The 15,875-nt window shown below is 62.1% G+C and carries 15 protein-coding genes; 14 read left to right on the forward strand and 1 reads right to left on the reverse strand.

Annotation, left to right across the window (positions count from 1 at the left end; translation table 11 throughout):
* The first annotated feature begins 129 nt into the window (after positions 1–129).
* The 7 genes from NUW23_11240 (at position 130) to hcp (ending at position 5,474) form a co-directional block, all read left to right on the forward strand.
* Entirely contained in the window at positions 130–558 is a 429-nt protein-coding gene (locus NUW23_11240; protein MCR4426737.1) for a winged helix-turn-helix domain-containing protein, read from the forward strand.
* Positions 558–1,082 (forward strand): transposase, encoded by a 525-nt coding sequence (locus NUW23_11245; GenBank protein ID MCR4426738.1) that lies wholly within the window; start codon positions 558–560, stop codon positions 1,080–1,082. The genes NUW23_11240 and NUW23_11245 overlap by 1 nt, the downstream gene beginning before the upstream one ends.
* Before the next feature lie 696 nt (positions 1,083–1,778).
* The gene (locus NUW23_11250) at positions 1,779–2,102 is read left to right on the forward strand and encodes a prepilin-type N-terminal cleavage/methylation domain-containing protein (GenBank protein ID MCR4426739.1); all 324 of its coding nucleotides are present in this window, start codon (positions 1,779–1,781) and stop codon (positions 2,100–2,102) included.
* Between the two features lie 323 nt (positions 2,103–2,425).
* The gene (locus tag NUW23_11255; GenBank protein ID MCR4426740.1) at positions 2,426–2,629 is read left to right on the forward strand and encodes an alpha/beta-type small acid-soluble spore protein; all 204 of its coding nucleotides are present in this window, start codon (positions 2,426–2,428) and stop codon (positions 2,627–2,629) included.
* 96 nt (positions 2,630–2,725) lie between these two features.
* Entirely contained in the window at positions 2,726–3,136 is a 411-nt protein-coding gene (locus tag NUW23_11260; GenBank protein ID MCR4426741.1) for an Rrf2 family transcriptional regulator, read from the forward strand.
* 5 nt (positions 3,137–3,141) lie between these two features.
* Positions 3,142–3,828, forward strand: a complete 687-nt coding sequence (locus NUW23_11265; GenBank protein ID MCR4426742.1) for a 4Fe-4S binding protein — start codon at positions 3,142–3,144, stop codon at positions 3,826–3,828.
* Positions 3,828–5,474 carry a hydroxylamine reductase gene (gene hcp / locus NUW23_11270; GenBank protein ID MCR4426743.1) on the forward strand — a complete coding sequence of 549 codons (1,647 nt, stop codon included), beginning with the start codon at positions 3,828–3,830 and terminating at the stop codon, positions 5,472–5,474. The genes NUW23_11265 and hcp overlap by 1 nt, the downstream gene beginning before the upstream one ends.
* Positions 5,475–5,545: 71 nt before the next feature.
* On the opposite strand, the gene NUW23_11275 is transcribed toward hcp, so the two are convergent.
* On the reverse strand, positions 5,546–7,003 hold the full coding sequence (locus NUW23_11275) for an SDR family oxidoreductase (protein ID MCR4426744.1): 1,458 nt from the start codon (positions 7,001–7,003) through the stop codon (positions 5,546–5,548).
* 177 nt (positions 7,004–7,180) lie between these two features.
* On the opposite strand from NUW23_11275, the gene NUW23_11280 reads away from it, so the two are divergent.
* The 7 genes from NUW23_11280 to NUW23_11310 all read left to right on the forward strand — a co-directional run.
* Positions 7,181–8,107, forward strand: coding sequence for an ABC transporter ATP-binding protein (locus tag NUW23_11280; GenBank protein ID MCR4426745.1), 927 nt, complete (start codon positions 7,181–7,183; stop codon positions 8,105–8,107).
* A gap of 13 nt (positions 8,108–8,120) precedes the next feature.
* Positions 8,121–8,870 (forward strand): ABC transporter permease, encoded by a 750-nt coding sequence (locus tag NUW23_11285; GenBank protein ID MCR4426746.1) that lies wholly within the window; start codon positions 8,121–8,123, stop codon positions 8,868–8,870.
* Between the two features lie 64 nt (positions 8,871–8,934).
* Positions 8,935–10,266 (forward strand): MFS transporter, encoded by a 1,332-nt coding sequence (locus NUW23_11290; GenBank protein ID MCR4426747.1) that lies wholly within the window; start codon positions 8,935–8,937, stop codon positions 10,264–10,266.
* Between the two features lie 10 nt (positions 10,267–10,276).
* A complete protein-coding gene (locus NUW23_11295) occupies positions 10,277–11,275 on the forward strand; it encodes a D-2-hydroxyacid dehydrogenase (GenBank protein MCR4426748.1) in 999 nt (332 codons plus the stop codon).
* A 26-nt stretch (positions 11,276–11,301) separates the two neighbouring features.
* Positions 11,302–12,456, forward strand: a complete 1,155-nt coding sequence (locus NUW23_11300; protein MCR4426749.1) for an exonuclease SbcCD subunit D — start codon at positions 11,302–11,304, stop codon at positions 12,454–12,456.
* A complete protein-coding gene (locus NUW23_11305) occupies positions 12,453–15,527 on the forward strand; it encodes an SMC family ATPase (protein MCR4426750.1) in 3,075 nt (1,024 codons plus the stop codon). Before NUW23_11300 ends, NUW23_11305 begins: the two co-directional genes overlap by 4 nt.
* 163 nt (positions 15,528–15,690) lie before the next feature.
* The coding region (locus NUW23_11310) for a 4Fe-4S cluster-binding domain-containing protein (GenBank protein ID MCR4426751.1) at positions 15,691–15,875 on the forward strand (185 nt) is incomplete at its 3' end.

A 15,875-nucleotide genomic window follows, 5' to 3' on the forward strand; every position in this document is an offset into this window, starting at 1 on the left:
TCTAGCTGGTATAATGGCTGCCAGCTGAAGGGAGGGATTGCCCATGCCAATGCCAAGGATGCGAGTAACGAATACGCACGGATTCGGGATCGACGAGCTTGCAAAGATTGCGGCACGTGCTGAGAAGCCATATACGCGTCAAGCGCTCACGGCGGTAGTCATGACTCTTCAGGGTATTCCAGCAGAGACCATAGCCCAGACGCTGGGTGTTCCCGCGTCTGCGTCTGGAGGCACGTCAACCGGTGGAACAAACAAGGCATGGAGGCTGCAAAGGACCACAGGGGCGGCAGCAAGAGCTCGTTCACCGAGGAGATGCTCGCCGACATCGACGACGCCGTTAGGAACCGGAACCCACAGGATCATGGATACTACAAGAACCGTTGGGACACTAGGGTCCTCCAACGGTACATCCTTGATACGTACGGGCGGAAGTACTCCTACGAGCGGATCCGGCAGATACTGCACAAGCTCGGCCACTCCCATAAGCGGAGCACGAAGCGCCCTGCAAGGGCGGACAAACAGGCTCAGGACGCCTTCAAAAAGGGGTGGCTTCATTAGTGGATGACCCTTCCCAAGGAGACGACGTCTGCGTGTTCGCCCTGGACGAGACGGAGATCAGGCTGGAGTCCGACAGCCTCTACGGATGGGGTCCCAAGGGCCAGCCCCTCTACGCAGAGGCAAACGGGGACCACAAGGGAGTCAACGTCATAGGCGTTACAGAGATACTGAAGGATTACAGGCCGTACTACTCCGTGCATCCGTCGAGCGAAGGCATGAAGTCGCACCATGTAGGCCGGTTTGTCGACAAGCTGATGCGCATAAACCCCGACAAAGAGGTTTGGGCGATCCTGGACAACTACCGGCCCCACAGATCCATAGCAGCTGAGTACGAGAAGAAATACCAGGGCAGGCTTCATTTAATCTTCCTGCCCCCGTATTCGCCAGAACTGAACCCGCAGGAGAACATCTGGGCATGGCTCAAGACTACTGCGCCCGAGGCAGTGCGTATTCGGCCGACAAAGAACTACCCGAGAGGATACGTAAGTTCTACGTGTACGCCTAGAACACCCCGAGCAAGGTGAGGAGGCGCGCAGATGCCAGGCTGCATTTCAAGACAGCATGATCTCAGTTTGAGGTTGCTTACCTATAGTGCTGATGACCGGCCCAAACGACTGGTACCAGCAGTACAAGTACCGCGTCATCTACAGGAGGGATGACGCCAGGCTGGTCACCTGGCGCCACCCCAGTCGATCTACCGGCGCGCCCAGGCTACCTGCCTAACGGGGCCCCCATGGTCCTGGCCCCGGCCATGGCCCTGGTCCCGGTCCCGACCATGGGCCTGGCCACCACGGACGCCACCATGGACGCCACCACCATGGCCTCCACCACGGGGGCCCCCACCATAGCGTGGCGTTGGGGTCCGCTTCAGCTTGTGACCCGGCGGGCATGGATGCTGGTACCGAATATGGATCAAGAGGATAAGACACGTTTGTCACCTCCGCTTCGGGCATTAGTGCTGGGATCGACGGAGTCGAAACGGCGACTGCCGTTGATACCGTATGCAGGCGCTCCCGTACGGCAACCGGGGCCGAAGGACTTGTTTCGGACGGCCGTGACGGGGGAATGGACCGACACTCGTCTTTCGCCGGCCTGCTGTCGGAGTTCTCTTCCTGCCCTCTCAGATAGGAAGGATATCGGTAATTGACGAAGAAATGTCAGCGTGGCATGGATGATGCGCGGAAAACGGACCATTCACACGATTTTTGGGGGGATCGGGAATGCTTCTCAGGGGCGAACGGGGGTTTACCCTGATCGAACTCATGGTTGTTGTGGTCATTACTGGAATCCTCTCGAGCATGGCCGTACCGAAATACGCCAATTTCCGAAGCCGGGCGGAGGCTGCAGTATGCCGGGCAAACCGCAAGACGCTGGAATCGGCCAGGGCCATGCGGTACACAGAGACAGGAGACTGGGGCACAGGCATAGACGATCTGTCTCCTTACCTCGAGAATGCGGCGGAGTTTCGGTGCCCCTCAGGAGGAAACTATACCTTCGTGCCGGACACTGGCGAGGTTACGTGTGACGTGGAGGGACATAACTAACAGCTGGGTATTGGTTGGTTGTTTTGGATCGGCAGGCCGTCCCGCGCGTCTTGAGACTGGATGGGAACGGCCTGTTCGTATGCCCACCGATGACCATCGTCATCAGTGACGGTGAAGCCCGCACCTGATACGTGCTTGCACGGGACTCCAAGGAGGCAGTGAGGGGCCACAAGATCCTCTCTTTCTTTGACCGCGCGCCCGAATTGCGCGCCCAGGCAGGTTGGCTGGAGCATCGTGCGGCAAATCCCACCGAACACCAGTATACCCGTTACTTCATCGGGTTACATCCGCAACCGGTGGGATCCTAACTGGGGGTGGTTCCTATGGCGAGGCGACGTTCCATTGTCTCCGACGAGGTGAAGTACGAGATCGCACGCGAACTCGGGTTCGCTGACCGGATCAACGTGGACAACGGAGCCTACGACTATGGCAACATCACTACCCGGCAGGCCGGCCTCATCGTCCGCGGCCTAATCGAGAAGGCCGAACAGATGATGGCGGCCGACCTTGCGCGGCGGGGGCAGTAGCCCCCGCTTCTGCTTCCACAGAGAAGAAAGAAGAAGTCCTCCTTGACATAATATAATATTGTGGTACTATAATATCACAAAGGGGGTGTTCGGGGTTTGACTACTGCCCTTCAGATATCGGAAGCCACATCTCTGGCCTTGCATAGCATGGCACTTATCGCCCGGGGTGAGGGCCGGCTCGTGAGCGGAAGAGACATCGCACAGACCATGCAGTTCTCACGGGCTCACTTGGCCAAAGTGCTGCAGAGACTTGTTCACACAGGCCTACTCTGCTCTGTACGGGGTCCCAAGGGAGGGTTCGTTTTGGCCAGGCCGGCTAATAAGATCACCCTCCTGGACATATATGAGGTCATCGAAGGGCCTCTTTCGACGGAACCGTGCCCGGTGAACGCGCAGGAATGCCCGTTCGGCGAGTGCATACTCAAGCAACTGCCCGAGAGACTTACCTCGGAGTTCCGGGATTTCCTTTCCGCCACTACACTAGCTGACATCTCTCAAAAGGAGTGAGGGCTGTGACCTCCAGTCAGCCGACGAAGGCAATAATCCAGATTGATTCAGACAAGTGCGACGGATGCGGCATATGCGCCACGGCATGTGCAGAAGGGGCCATCGAGATTATCGATGGCAAGGCGAGATTAGTCAATGAGGCCCACTGCGATGGGCTGGGGGCATGCATAGGCGAATGCCCCAGGGGCGCGATATCCCTCATACACTTGCCCGTGGACACAGTCGCGGCTTCCACGCCGGAGCAGCTGCCGTGCGCGTGCCCGGGCTCTCTAGCCAGGTCCCTCGGGCCACAGGCGGAGTCCGCTTTGAGGAACTGGCCGGTTCAGCTTGCTCTGGTCCCGGTAAGCGCGCCCTATCTGCACCACGCGGACCTTCTGGTCTGCGCGGACTGCGTGCCTTTCGCTTTCGCCGGTTTCCATTCCACATTTCTGCCGGGCAAGGCACTGGTTGTGGGATGCCCCAAGCTCGACGATGCCGCGGCCTACGGGGCGAAGCTTTCCGCGATCATGGCCAGGAACGACCTTAGATCCATCCATGTGGTGTACATGGAGGTGCCGTGCTGCTCGGGGCTTGTGCGCCTGGTCCAGATGGCGATGGCTGACGCAGGGGTCCGAATCCCACTCACGCTCACGAAGATCAGCGCTGGCGGGCGGGTACTCGAATCCAAGAACTTCGCATCGGAGGTGGCATAATGTTCTGCTATCAATGTGAACAGACTTCAGGCGGACTGGGTTGCACCAAGGCGGGGGTGTGCGGCAAGGACGCCAGGACTGCGGCTCTCCAGGATCTCCTGGTGTACGCTGCGAAGGGGATCTCGATGTATGCCAAGAGAGCTCGGGATCTTGGGGCCTCTGACCGGGACCTGGATGTCTTCGTCGTGGAGGCGCTTTTCACGACCGTCACGAATGTGAACTTCGACCCCCAAAGGCTGGCCGGACTGCTTGCCCGAGCGGCCGAGCTGAAGGATCGCGCGAAGGAACTCTACGAGGAAACCTGCCGCAAGGCTGGGAGAGATCCGGAACTCCTGGCTGGGCCTGCGGCCTGGACTCCTGCCGGCAGCATTGAAGACCTGATCCGCCAGGGCGGGGAAGTGGGGGCAGCAGACCGCGAGCAGGCTGCAGCCAGAGCGGACGCCGCCGGGATCCGTGACCTGATACTCTTCGGGCTCAAGGGAATGGCAGCCTATGCTGACCACGCGCAGATCCTTGGAGTTGAGTGCAGCAAGGTGTATGCGTTCTTCCACGAAGCCCTCGATTTCTTGAACCGTGCCGATACGGATGTCAACACCTTGCTCGGCATGGCCCTGAAGGTGGGTGAAGTGAATCTGAGGGTGATGGAGATGCTGGACCAGGCCAACACCGGGGCCTATGGCCATCCAAGCCCCACCAAGGTGAGGGTGAGCCCGGTACGCGGCCATGCCATCCTGGTGTCTGGACACGATCTTCGGGACCTCGAGGAACTCCTCAAGCAGACCGCAGGTACCGGCATCAACGTCTACACCCACGGTGAGATGCTTCCCGCCCACGGCTATCCGGAGCTCAGGAAGTACCCCCACCTGGCGGGAAATTACGGTGGTGCATGGCAGGACCAGAGAACCGAGTTCGAGCAGTTCCCAGGGGCCATCCTCATGACCACGAACTGCCTGCAGAGGCCGAAAGAGTCCTACGTCCACCGGATCTTCACGAGTGGACTCGTGGCATGGCCTGGTGTCAAGCACATCTCCGACAGGGATTTCACGCCCGTCATCAAGGCGGCTCTCGCCGAGCCGGGGTTTGCCGAGGATGAGCCGGAAAAGACCATAACAGTCGGGTTCGGGCACAGTGCTGTTATGGGCGTCGCAGGCCACGTGGTCGATGCTGTCAAGAAGGGCGCCATACGACACTTCTTCCTGATCGGAGGGTGTGACGGCGCCAAGGCGGTCAGGAACTACTACACCGAATTTGCGCAGAAGGTTCCCAAGGACTGTGTCATCCTGACGCTTGCGTGCGGGAAGTACCGCTTCAACAAGCTGGACTTCGGCGAGGTGGCGGGCATACCGCGCCTGCTCGATGTGGGGCAGTGCAACGACGCCTATTCCGCGATCAAGATCGCCCAGGCGCTGGCTGAGGCCTTTGGGACCGACGTGAACAGTCTCCCGCTGTCACTGGTGCTCTCCTGGTACGAGCAGAAGGCGGTGTGCATTCTCCTGACCCTGTTGCACCTGGGCATCAAGCACATCAGGCTCGGCCCGAGCCTCCCCGCGTTCCTGACACCCGCAGTCGTGGGGGTTCTTGTGGAGAAGTTCAACTTGACTCCGATCACTGCGCCTGATGAGGATCTGGCGGCGATTCTGGGCTAACTCTCACCACCTCGGGCCGGCCCCGGGCTGTTCTCAACGTTCGCGGCTGTTCTGGGCCGCCTGAGGTGTCTTCATTTCTCGCTCCGCGGTCTTTCGATCTCGCCGAGCGTCTGCGCCAGGCTCCTGACGACCTCGAGCCTTTCGCCCATGATTCTCCGCACGTGGGCCAGAGTGGCAGGATCCCGGGTGAACCGGGCGGTTTCCGCAGGGGCCTGTTCGTAGTAGGCCGCGAGCTTTCCGAGGAGACCAGCTATCCTCACGCACTCCGCGCCCAGGTCTGTGTCTGATCCCTCCGGGCGCACCGCCTGCGCAAGCACGCGTTCGAGCCTACCAGCAGCATCCTGCCATTCATGGATGCTCAGGGCCGCCTTGGCTCGGAACCCCCGCTTCGCGAGAGGACGCACAAACACCGGCAATTTCGCGAAGTCCTCCTCCGTGTCGGCTATCACCGCGCGCAGCCGGACTGCAAGATGGATGGCCTGGGAGATCAGGCATTCACCGTCGTCTTCGCGCTTGCCTGCGAGGCCGCTCCAAGGGCCTCCGGGGGCGACAGGAACGGCCCCTGAGGCCGTGGCGGAGGCTCGATCCGCGCCCGAGACTTCCGTCACTGACGCCTCTTGAGCAGGCTCAATGCCGGGGACGTCTGTCGTTCCCCCGTCTTGTGCTGGCCCTGCACTTGGGACGTCCGTCATTCCCACTTCTTGCGCGGGTTCAATCACTCCGGCTCTCTCTAGCACCTCGTACCCTGTGACCACGTCCCCGTGGTACTCATCGGCGAGGGCGGACGCGAGGTAGGCGACAGCGGCTCCGGCGTGTTCGGGTGGCATGAGTCCCTGGTAAGCTGGGTGAAGGGAGACCTCGATGAACTGATCGTAAGACATGCCCAGCCGGGGCGCAAGTTCGCGCGCGGCTCCAAGCAGCCCGGGAGTGTCCACCATTCCCACTCCCAGGGCTACAACTCGGACCCCCCTCCCTGCCACCTCCGCAGCAAGAGACTGGCTCAGCGCGGCCAGGCCTTGCTTGGACGCTACATACGCCGAGAGATACGGCATCGCCTCAGCAGTGGTCATGTTGATTATGACGCCGTGTCCTCGGGAGAGCATATCCGGGAGAAACTCCTTGCACAGCATGAACGGCCCCCGAAGGTTCACCGACATCACCCGGTCCCACGTACGTACTTCAGTCTCAAGTACGGACGCGACCGGGCAGATGATTGCGTTGTTCACCAGGATGTCGACGTAGCCGAAAACCCGATGGGTCTCCGCCGCAAGGTGCGCGACATCCTCCTGGGAAGAGATGTCCGCCCTAACAAAGGACGCGTGCCCTCCAAAATCCCGAATCGCGCTCGCCGTCTCCTCGCCCACCTCTGAGATTTCGGCTACAATAATCCTGGCCCCGAACCACGCGAGCGCATGGGCGGCCACGCGGCCTATTCCCCTGCCTGCTCCGGTCACAACCGCAACCTGCCCGGAAAGGGAGTCGCGGTCGAGCCCGAGCTTGTCGAGGACGTTATTGGTCTCTTGAGCCATGGACGACACCTCCGTTTGCGACTACTCTGGTTGGGGCGGTACACGAATGGCATTCTTCGGCGATCATGATAATGCCTTCCTTTCGAGGCCAGGAAGGTGACGTCATGGCGGACGTCGAATACGCAGCTGATTCACGCCATTGAGTGAGCTGGCGGGGAGGGGCGGAGGGATCAGGAATTGGGCGAACCGGAGCAGGTTATCAGAGTGGAGGGGCTGAGGAAGCATTACGGGTCTGTACGGGCTGTCGACGGCATCTCATTCTCTGTGGGACGTGGGGAGATCTTCGGAATGCTCGGCCCGAACGGGGCCGGAAAGACCACCACCATCGAGTGCATGGAAGGTCTTAGGACTCCGGACTCCGGCACTCTTGAGATCCTGGGCCTCACTCACAAGGGGGCTTCTGCAGCTATCAAGTCCAGGATCGGCGTGCAGCTTCAGACCACCGGAATGTATCCGAAGCTTACCGTGGCGGAACTCATCGACTTGTTCGGGTCCTTCTTCCCGAGGGCGGTCCCCACAACCGACCTCATCCGCATGGTGGGGCTTGAGGAGAAGTCCCGGGCTTTCTCAAAGGACCTCTCAGGCGGGCAACGCCAGAGGTTGTCTGTTGCCATGGCTCTTGTCAACGGTCCGGAGATCGTCTTCCTAGACGAGCCCACCACAGGCATGGATCCGCAAGCCAGGCGAGCGCTGTGGGACGTGATCCGTGGGCTCCGGGACCGGGGGAAGACCGTTGTTCTCACCACCCACTACATGGAGGAAGCCGAGCACCTGTGCGACCGCGTGGCCATAGTCGACCGCGGGCACATAATCGAGATGGACTCTCCGAGTGCGCTTGTGAACAAGCACTTCAAACATATCGCAATCGAGTTCGATGCCCCGGAGGGTACCCAGACGGAGGCACTTGCGGCTCTCCCCGGCGTGGCCAACCTGATCCGCGGGAACGGAAAGGTGACCCTCTATTCCTCGGATGTGCCCGGGACCATGGCAGGCCTCTTGGGCCTGACCGGCGAGAACGCCGTTTCGCTCAAACACATGGTAGTCAGGCAGGCGTCGCTCGAGGACGTGTTTCTCAAGATCACCGGAAGGTCCATGAGAGAGTAAGGGGTAGACTTGGATGAACGGAAGCATGATATCACCTCGCGCTGTAGGTGCGCTTTACAGGTCCAGCGTGAAAGAGTATCTGAGGAACCCGGTGGTGGTGGGATTTACGGCAATAATGCCATTGGTCCTCGCGGTATTCCTGAGCCTTGTCATGGGCAACACCGAAGGCCTCACGCCCCGGCACTACTTCCCAAACATGCTCGGAGTATCCATGATGTGGCTGGGGATGTTCGCGACCGCGCAGCCCCTGGTGGAACAGCGGGAGCAGAAGATCTTCAGGCGGATGTGGGCGACTCCCCTGTCCCGGACGTCTGTGCTCCTCTCGCAACTCCTCTTTCGGATGACAATCGGGGTGGCGCAGGGATTGCTCTTCATCATCGTAGGATGGGTCGGGTTCGGAGTCGCGGTGGTCGGGAACTGGTTCCTGGTGATTGCTGCTACGATCCTCGGAACCCTGGTCTTCGTGAGCCTGGGATACGTTCTCGCCGGGGTGGCGAGGACCCAGGAAGCTGCTCCCGCAGTGGCTCAGCCCCTTCAGATGGCTATGCTCTTTCTTTCGGGCACCCTCTTGCCCGCCGCTATTCTGCCAGGAGCAGTCCAGCCCGTCCTCAAGATAGTGCCGCTTACTTACGTCGCGGATGCGCTCCGGCAGGTGATCTCGGGGCTTCCGCCGATGTTCCCTCTCTGGGCGGATTTCGCTGTGATGGCCGGGTGGCTCGTGCTCTTCTTCGTCTTGGCTGTCAGGTTGTTCCGGTGGGAGTGAGGAGTGCCTACCCTTGGACATCCGATGGGATCTGCATCTCATGTTTGAAGGGACTTGACACTGAATGAGCGCGGTTGTGCAGGAAGTGGCGGCGGAACCAGGAGTGTCTCCTGCGCCCATCATTGCGTCCAAGACTGTGGTGAGCCGGAGAGACGCGAGACGGAACTACCTCATCTTCTTCGTGGACGGGTTCGGCTTTCCGCTGGGCCTTTCAGTGATCTCGGCGTCCACCATTATACCTCTTCTCCTCACTCAGCTCGGTGCGTCCAATCTTGTCATCGGGCTCATCCCCGCGCTTCAGAACCTGGGGTCGATGGCTCCGGGGATTCTCGTTGCTCCCTTCATAGAGAGGGTCCCGTTCAAGAGGCGCTGGCTCGTCGGGGTGGGCATTGGGGAGAGACTGGTTATCCTCTCGGTGGCGTTTGCCATCATGGCCCTCGGGGCGTCACGCCCTGATGCCCTCATAGCTTACATCATTGGGGCGTGGACCCTCTTCCACACCCTCTCCGGGATCAACCTCCCGTCCTATTTCTGCCTGGTCTCGAAGTGCATTCCTGCTGAACAGAGAGGCGGGCTCTATGGATGGAGTGGGGCGGTAGGTGGTGTGCTTGGCGTGCTGGGGGCGCAGGCCGCCGGAGTCATCCTTGTCCGTACAGCCTTTCCGACTGGGTTCGCCTGGCTCTTCGCCATCGCGTTCGTCGTGCTCACTGCGACCCTGATCCCGTTCCTGTGGACGGTGGAACCCCGGGACGTTCCCTCACGGGACCGGCGCACTCTCAGAGAGTATTCCGGTGCGGCGGCGCGCATGCTCAGGACCGACTCCAACCTGGCCGGGGTGATCGCAGCCCTGGGTCTCATGTCCTTCGCACTCACGGCCACCAGTTTCTACTCCACCTATGCCGTGCGGGTCCTGGGCGCAGGCGCAATCGACGTGGCCAGGTTCACAGCGGTGTCCATAGGAGTCACCGTAGTGACTTCACCCCTTCTGGGCCGGGTAGCAGACAGGCACGGACACAGGACTGTCCTTGAAATGTCCGCAGCGTCGTTTGCTGCTGCGGCGGCTCTCGCCTTCCTCGCCCAATCGGTTGCGGCGGTCTATGTCGTGCTCGGCCTGGCGTATGTGGGCATGAGCGGGCTTGCAGTGAGCCAAACCCTGATCCTCACGGAGTGCGCTCCGTCCCACCAGGACGTGATCATGTATACGTCCGTGTCCTGGTTGCTCCTCGCGCCTGTCCGCACCGTGGCGCCTATCGTGGCAGGGTGGATCTCCGACGCCCTGGGGTTCGGGTTCATGTTCGGGGTCACCCTCGGCGCCGGGCTCCTGACAATGGCTGTTCTGAGGCTCTGGGCGCGCGAGCCACGGGCGGCCCAAGGCCGTACAACTCAACCTTGGTGAGGTGAGGCTCTTGGGAATCCAGATCTGCTCGTTCACTCCGCTCTCACCTCTGGAGGTTCGCCTTATAGAGGCGGTTTCGCCCGAAGTGAGCCTCGCGGACTTCGGGAAATGGACGGGGGATGAGCGCCAGAGACAGGCACTTGCCCGCTCGGACGTGGTGCTTGCCTGGACGGCGAGGTTCACCCGGGCTGACGCCCCGAGGACGAGATGGTTTCATGGGGTCGGGGCGGGCGTGGATCATCTCCTGTCCGGAGACCTCTTCCGCGGCGGGGATGTTATCCTGACTAACTCCAGCGGTGTCCATGCTGCACCTATAAGCGAGTTCGTCATGGCGAACATGCTTGCGCTGGCCCGAAAACTCCCCCGGTTAATGGAGCTCAAGAGAGAGCACAGATGGCCTTCGGGGCAACGCGGAGAGTTCATGGTAGATGAAGTCGCAGGGAAGACCGTGGGGATCGTGGGGTACGGAAACATCGGCAGGCAGGTAGCGGCGAGGGCGCGGGCGTTCGGCATGAGGGTACTCGGCCTTCACTCAGGCAGGCCTCGGGCTGCAGGCACCCTCCGGTGGGGCGCCGTCGACATCGAGCCGGATGCCATGTACCAGCCCGGACAACTCCACGAGATGCTAACCGCAAGCGACTTCGTCGTCCTCAGTGTGGCCGCGACGGCCCAGACCGCCGGGCTCATCGGCCTTTCGGAGTTCCGGGCCATGAAACCCACCGCCTACCTCATAAACGTCTCCCGCGGGTCGGTGGTCGTGGAAGAGGCTCTCATTCGGGCGGTTCGGGAGGGGCTCATCGCCGGGGCGGCTCTCGATGTATTCGAGCAGGAACCGCTTCCCCCGGATTCTCCCTTCTATGACCTGCCGAACGTGATCGTAAGTCCCCATGTGGCGGGGCTGTTCTCCGAGTTCACTGCTCGCATGGCCGATCTCTTCGTCGAGAACCTGAGAAGGTTTCTGGCCGGCGAGCCCATGTACAACGTGGTCGATCCAGAGCGGGGGTACTGAATTCCGGATTCAGGGGGGGAACCGCGCTGAGAGTCCTTCACACAGCTGATTGGCATCTCGGACGAACCCTGTGCGGCACAAGCCTCATCGAAGACCAGGCCCACCTGCTGGAGCAGTTTGTAGAGGTGGTGCGGGAGGAGAGGCCGGATGCCGTCCTTATCGCGGGCGATGTGTACGATAAGTCTTTGCCACCGGTCGATGCCGTCCAACTGCTCGACGATGTACTCTCAAGGATCATACTGGGCGAGTCCGTGCCAGTGGTGTTGATCCCAGGAAACCATGACAGCCCGGAGCGACTCAGCTTCGGCACGAGGCTTCTCGCCAGACAGAGACTGCATGTGGGCACATTGCCCGGAGGACAGTGCGAACCTGTTATTGTGTCCGACGATGATGGGCCCGTATGGATCATTCCCCTGGCCTACTGCGACCCTCGGGTGGTGCGGGAGAGGCTCGGTGATGCGGAGGCGCAGGACCACGACCACGCCATGAATTCCATGGTCCGTTGGGCGAGAGGGTTCGCCCCACCAGGCGTGCGGACTATCGCCGTCGCTCACGCGTTTGTTGCCGGTGGGGAGCCGTCGGACTCAGAACGCCCGCTGTCGGTGGGAGGTGCGGGTAGCGTGGATGTGGGCCGATTCATGGCATTCGGTTACACCGCCCTGGGTCACCTGCACCGCCCGCAGAGCATGGACAGGCACCGGGTCCGGTATGCTGGCTCGCTCATGAAATACTCCTTCGCCGAGGCTGGGCACAGCAAGTCAGTGACTCTCGTGGAGATGGGGCGCGTGGGAGAAGTGAAGGTCCGGGAGGTCAGGCTCACCCCGAGGCGGGATTTGAGGTGCCTGGAGGGACGGCTCGCGGACATCCTACGAGGGCCGGGGCCTGGTGAGAGCCGCGAGGATTACATATCAGTCACTCTGACAGATGAAGGAGCCTTGCTTCATCCCATGGACCGGCTGAGAGAAGTGTACCCCAACATCCTGGAGGTCAGGAGATCGGTGCTCTCAGATGCAGGTGAGCTGATTGGGATCCGGGGCGACCACCGGCGCATGAGCGAGCTGGAGCTGTTCCGTGCCTTCTTTGAGCAGGTCACGGGGCAGCCACTCACCGAGGAGCAGGAGGAGGTTTTCGCCGGGGTGGTGGAAGGTCTCCGGGCGCGCGAGGAGGTGGCACCGTCATGAGGCCTATCAGACTGACAATGACGGCGTTCGGCCCCTACGGTGGTCGCCAGAACCTGGACTTCAGAGAACTCCGGGACAGGTCGTTCCTCCTGATACATGGACCGACAGGGTCCGGCAAAACAACGATCCTCGACGCGATATGCTTCGCCCTCTACGGCAGTGCCAGCGGGTCGGAGCGAGATGCCAGGCAGATGAGGAGCCATCACGCGCCTCCCGACCTTGTCACTGAGGTCGCCTTGGACTTCTCGGTCGGGCCAGAGGTGTACAGGGTTTGGCGCAGCCCCGACCAGGAGGTGGAAAAGAGGCGAGGCCAGGGTGTGTCCAGGAGGAAGGCGGAGGCTGCACTGTGGAGGAGAACCGGCGTCACGGACCCCGGGGACGCCGGGGTGGTGCTCGCGACCGGGCCGAGGGATGTGACTCTGAGAATCCAGGAAATCCTCGGGTTCCGGGACGACCAGTTCAGGCAGGTAGTTCTTCTCCCGCAGGGAGAGTTCCGCAGAGTCCTTTCCTCCGGTTCGAAAGACCGTCAGGAGATCCTGGAGATCCTCTTCCGGACTGAGATATACAGGGCCATGGAGAACTCCCTGAAAGAGGCAGTGGCTGAGCTCCGGCGTGAGCGTGATGCGCTCGCGGAGAAGCGACAGTGGCAGTTGAGCGAGGCCGGTGCCGCCGACTGCGAGGAAATCGAGCGCAGGCTCGCAGATGACCTGGACCGGGAGCGTGAGGCCATTGCCAGGGTGGGCAAGGCGAAAGCCGCGCTCGCGTCAGCCAGGGACGCTCTGACCGAGGCCGCCCGTGTGCGGGACAGGGTTGACGAACTCGAGAGCGCGAGGCGGGAGTTGGATGCCCTGGCTACGACGGGGCCTGAGATCGAGGCCCGGCGGGCGGAGCTTGTCCGCGCCCGCAAAGCAGAATCCCTCGGAGACGCCGAGGCCGCTCTGGCCGCGCGGACCCGCGAAGCGGAGCAGACACGGGCCCTGGCGGAAGACTGCCGGGCCAGGCTGGACAGGGCCTTGGAAGCCCTTGGGCTGGCTGAATCCCGGCTTGACGTGGAGAAGTCACCCCAACGCCAGAAGGAGCGCGAAGACGCCAGAGATGAGGTTATGCGCCTCCGGGAGCTCGCCCCGCGAGTCGAGGCCATCGACCGGGCGCGTGGCGCCGTCATCGAGGCGCGGGAACGGGCGTTCTCGGCAGGTGAGTGCGCGGAGGCGGCCCGGCGTGAGCTGGACAGGCTCACCGCGGAGGCCAGGCAGATGCGGGCGGAACAGGGGATGGCACAGGCGGAGGCGGCCTGCGAAGCTAAATGGGCAGCTGAGGTTGAACGAGTTGAAAGGCTGATCGGCCGCATCAATGAGCTCGTATTCCTACGCGGGGAACTCGCCCGCCGCGAGCAGGCTGCATCTGACGCACGTAATAGGGCGGCCCACGCTGAGGCGGCTCACACCCGGGCCAGGGAGGAACTGGCCCGACTGCGCGAGGCCTGGGTGCGGGGGCAAGCTGCCCGCCTGGCGGCGCAGCTGATCCCCGGCGAGCCGTGCCCGGTGTGTGGGTCGCGGGAGCATCCCGTCCCGGCCCAGGCAGGTGAAGGTATGCCCACGGAGCGCACTATGAAGAACGCTGAGGAGGCGGAAGCCGGTCTCGATCGGGCCTTCCGTCAAGCCCAGGCGGATGCGGGCCGGGCAGCGGCGGAAGAGGCGGCTGCTCGAGGTTCGGTATCCCAGATCCTGTCCGGACTTGGGCGGGACTCGGAGATCACCCCGGAGGCCGCGTCGGCAGCCTTTACGGCTGCAAGGAGAAACCTAGAAGCCGCCAGATCAGCGGCGGAGAAAGCTGAGCGGCTCGCTGGGGAACTGGCGCGGTGCGAGCATGAGCGGCAGAGAGTCGAGTCCGAGCTCGGAGAACGCGAGTCGGCACGGTCGCGCGCTCTGGCTGAACTCGCTGCAGCTGAGGCTTCCCTTGCCGAGCGGGAGCAGAACGTCCCCCCGAACCTGAGAGCTCCAGATGCCCTCGAGGCTGCGCTCAAGTCGGCCGTGAGCACGCTTGAGTCGCTGGAATCGGCAGCCCGCCTGGCAGAAGAAGAGGCGGGCAGGGCGAGACAGGAAGTGGCGTCGGCGCAGGCATCCCTGGACGCCGCCCTCCGGGCGGCACGGGCGGCCGCCTCAGCCTTGGAGGCGGATAGAGCGGAGTTTGCTGCCAGGCTCATCCGGGCCGGGTTTTCGGGCCCCGAGGAGTACCAGGCAGCCCGGCGGCCTTTGGAGGTCATCTCCGAGCTTGAATCCAGGGTAACCGAGTACGACCAGATGGTTCACGCGGCCCAGGAGAGGCTCACTCGCGCGGAGGCGGCGGCGAGAGGGCTGGCTGAACCGGACATGGCGAGCCTCGAGGAAGCATTTGTTCGAGCACAGGCAGAAACCGACGCGGCGGTGGCGGAACGCGCCAGGCTCGGAAGCCAAGTTGCTCGGGAAAGGCAATGGCTTGAGAGCCTTCGGAGAATAGAGAGAAACTTCTCGGAACTGGAGGCGAAATACGCCGTTGCCGGACGGGTCGCCGAGGTGGCTTGTGGCGCCAATGAGTACGGGCTCACCTTCGAGCGGTTTGTCCTCGGGGCGATGCTGGACGATGTAACGAGCGCGGCCACTGAGAGGTTGCGCGTCATGAGCAGAGGTAGATATCAGCTGCGGCGGACCATGGACCGCGCCAGGAGGAACTCCCCGGGTGGGCTGGAACTTGAGGTTCTGGACTCCTTCACCGGGACGGAGCGGAGCGTCAGCACGCTATCGGGAGGCGAAGGGTTCCTCGCGTCGCTTGCGTTGGCACTGGGCCTGGCGGACGTGGTCCAGGCCTACTCCGGCGGGATCAGGCTGGACACGATCTTTGTGGATGAAGGGTTCGGGAGCCTGGATCCGGAGTCTCTCGACCTCGCCCTCGCTGCCCTGATGGACCTGCAAAAGGGAAGCGGACGCCTTGTGGGGATCATCTCACACGTGCCCGAACTCAAGGAGCGGATAGACGCAAGGCTCGAGGTGACCACGACGGAGAAGGGAAGCATCGCCAGGTTCAGGGTATCCTGAGCAGGAAAGGCGCACGACAAGGCCCTTGCCCTGGTTGTATTGGTGGGAGCCGCCTCCATCGTTCTGCGCCTTATCATGGGCTCTCGAGCCAGCAAAAGGAACCGGCGGCTATGTGCCGAATGACGGTAACAACTACGGTCCGTGGTTCGGCACTGGCGGAGTGATGGTTTTGAATAGTGGTGTCATATTTGACATAAAAAAGTACTCCATTCACGATGGGCCGGGCATACGCACCACCGTCTTTCTCAAAGGGTGCCCGGCCAGGTGCATGTGGTGCCACAACCCGGAGAGCCAAGAAGTGCACCCTGAGGTCATGTTCTGGGCGACCAGATGCACGGGGTGTTTGCG

It is taken from the genome of Bacillota bacterium (assembly GCA_024655925.1).
Lineage (GTDB): Bacteria > Bacillota > DTU025 > DTU025 > JANLFS01 > JANLFS01.

Excerpts from the sequence above, each read along its gene's own strand:
- NUW23_11250 (MCR4426739.1), top strand. The coding sequence starts at position 1,779 with ATGCTTCTCAGGGGCGAACGGGGGTTTACCCTGATCGAACTCATGGTT.
- NUW23_11255 (MCR4426740.1), top strand. The coding sequence starts at position 2,426 with ATGGCGAGGCGACGTTCCATTGTCTCCGACGAGGTGAAGTACGAGATC.
- NUW23_11305 (MCR4426750.1), top strand. The coding sequence starts at position 12,453 with ATGAGGCCTATCAGACTGACAATGACGGCGTTCGGCCCCTACGGTGGT.
- hcp (MCR4426743.1), top strand. The coding sequence starts at position 3,828 with ATGTTCTGCTATCAATGTGAACAGACTTCAGGCGGACTGGGTTGCACC.
- NUW23_11275 (MCR4426744.1), bottom strand. The coding sequence starts at position 7,003 with ATGGCTCAAGAGACCAATAACGTCCTCGACAAGCTCGGGCTCGACCGC.
- NUW23_11285 (MCR4426746.1), top strand. The coding sequence starts at position 8,121 with ATGAACGGAAGCATGATATCACCTCGCGCTGTAGGTGCGCTTTACAGG.
- NUW23_11290 (MCR4426747.1), top strand. The coding sequence starts at position 8,935 with ATGAGCGCGGTTGTGCAGGAAGTGGCGGCGGAACCAGGAGTGTCTCCT.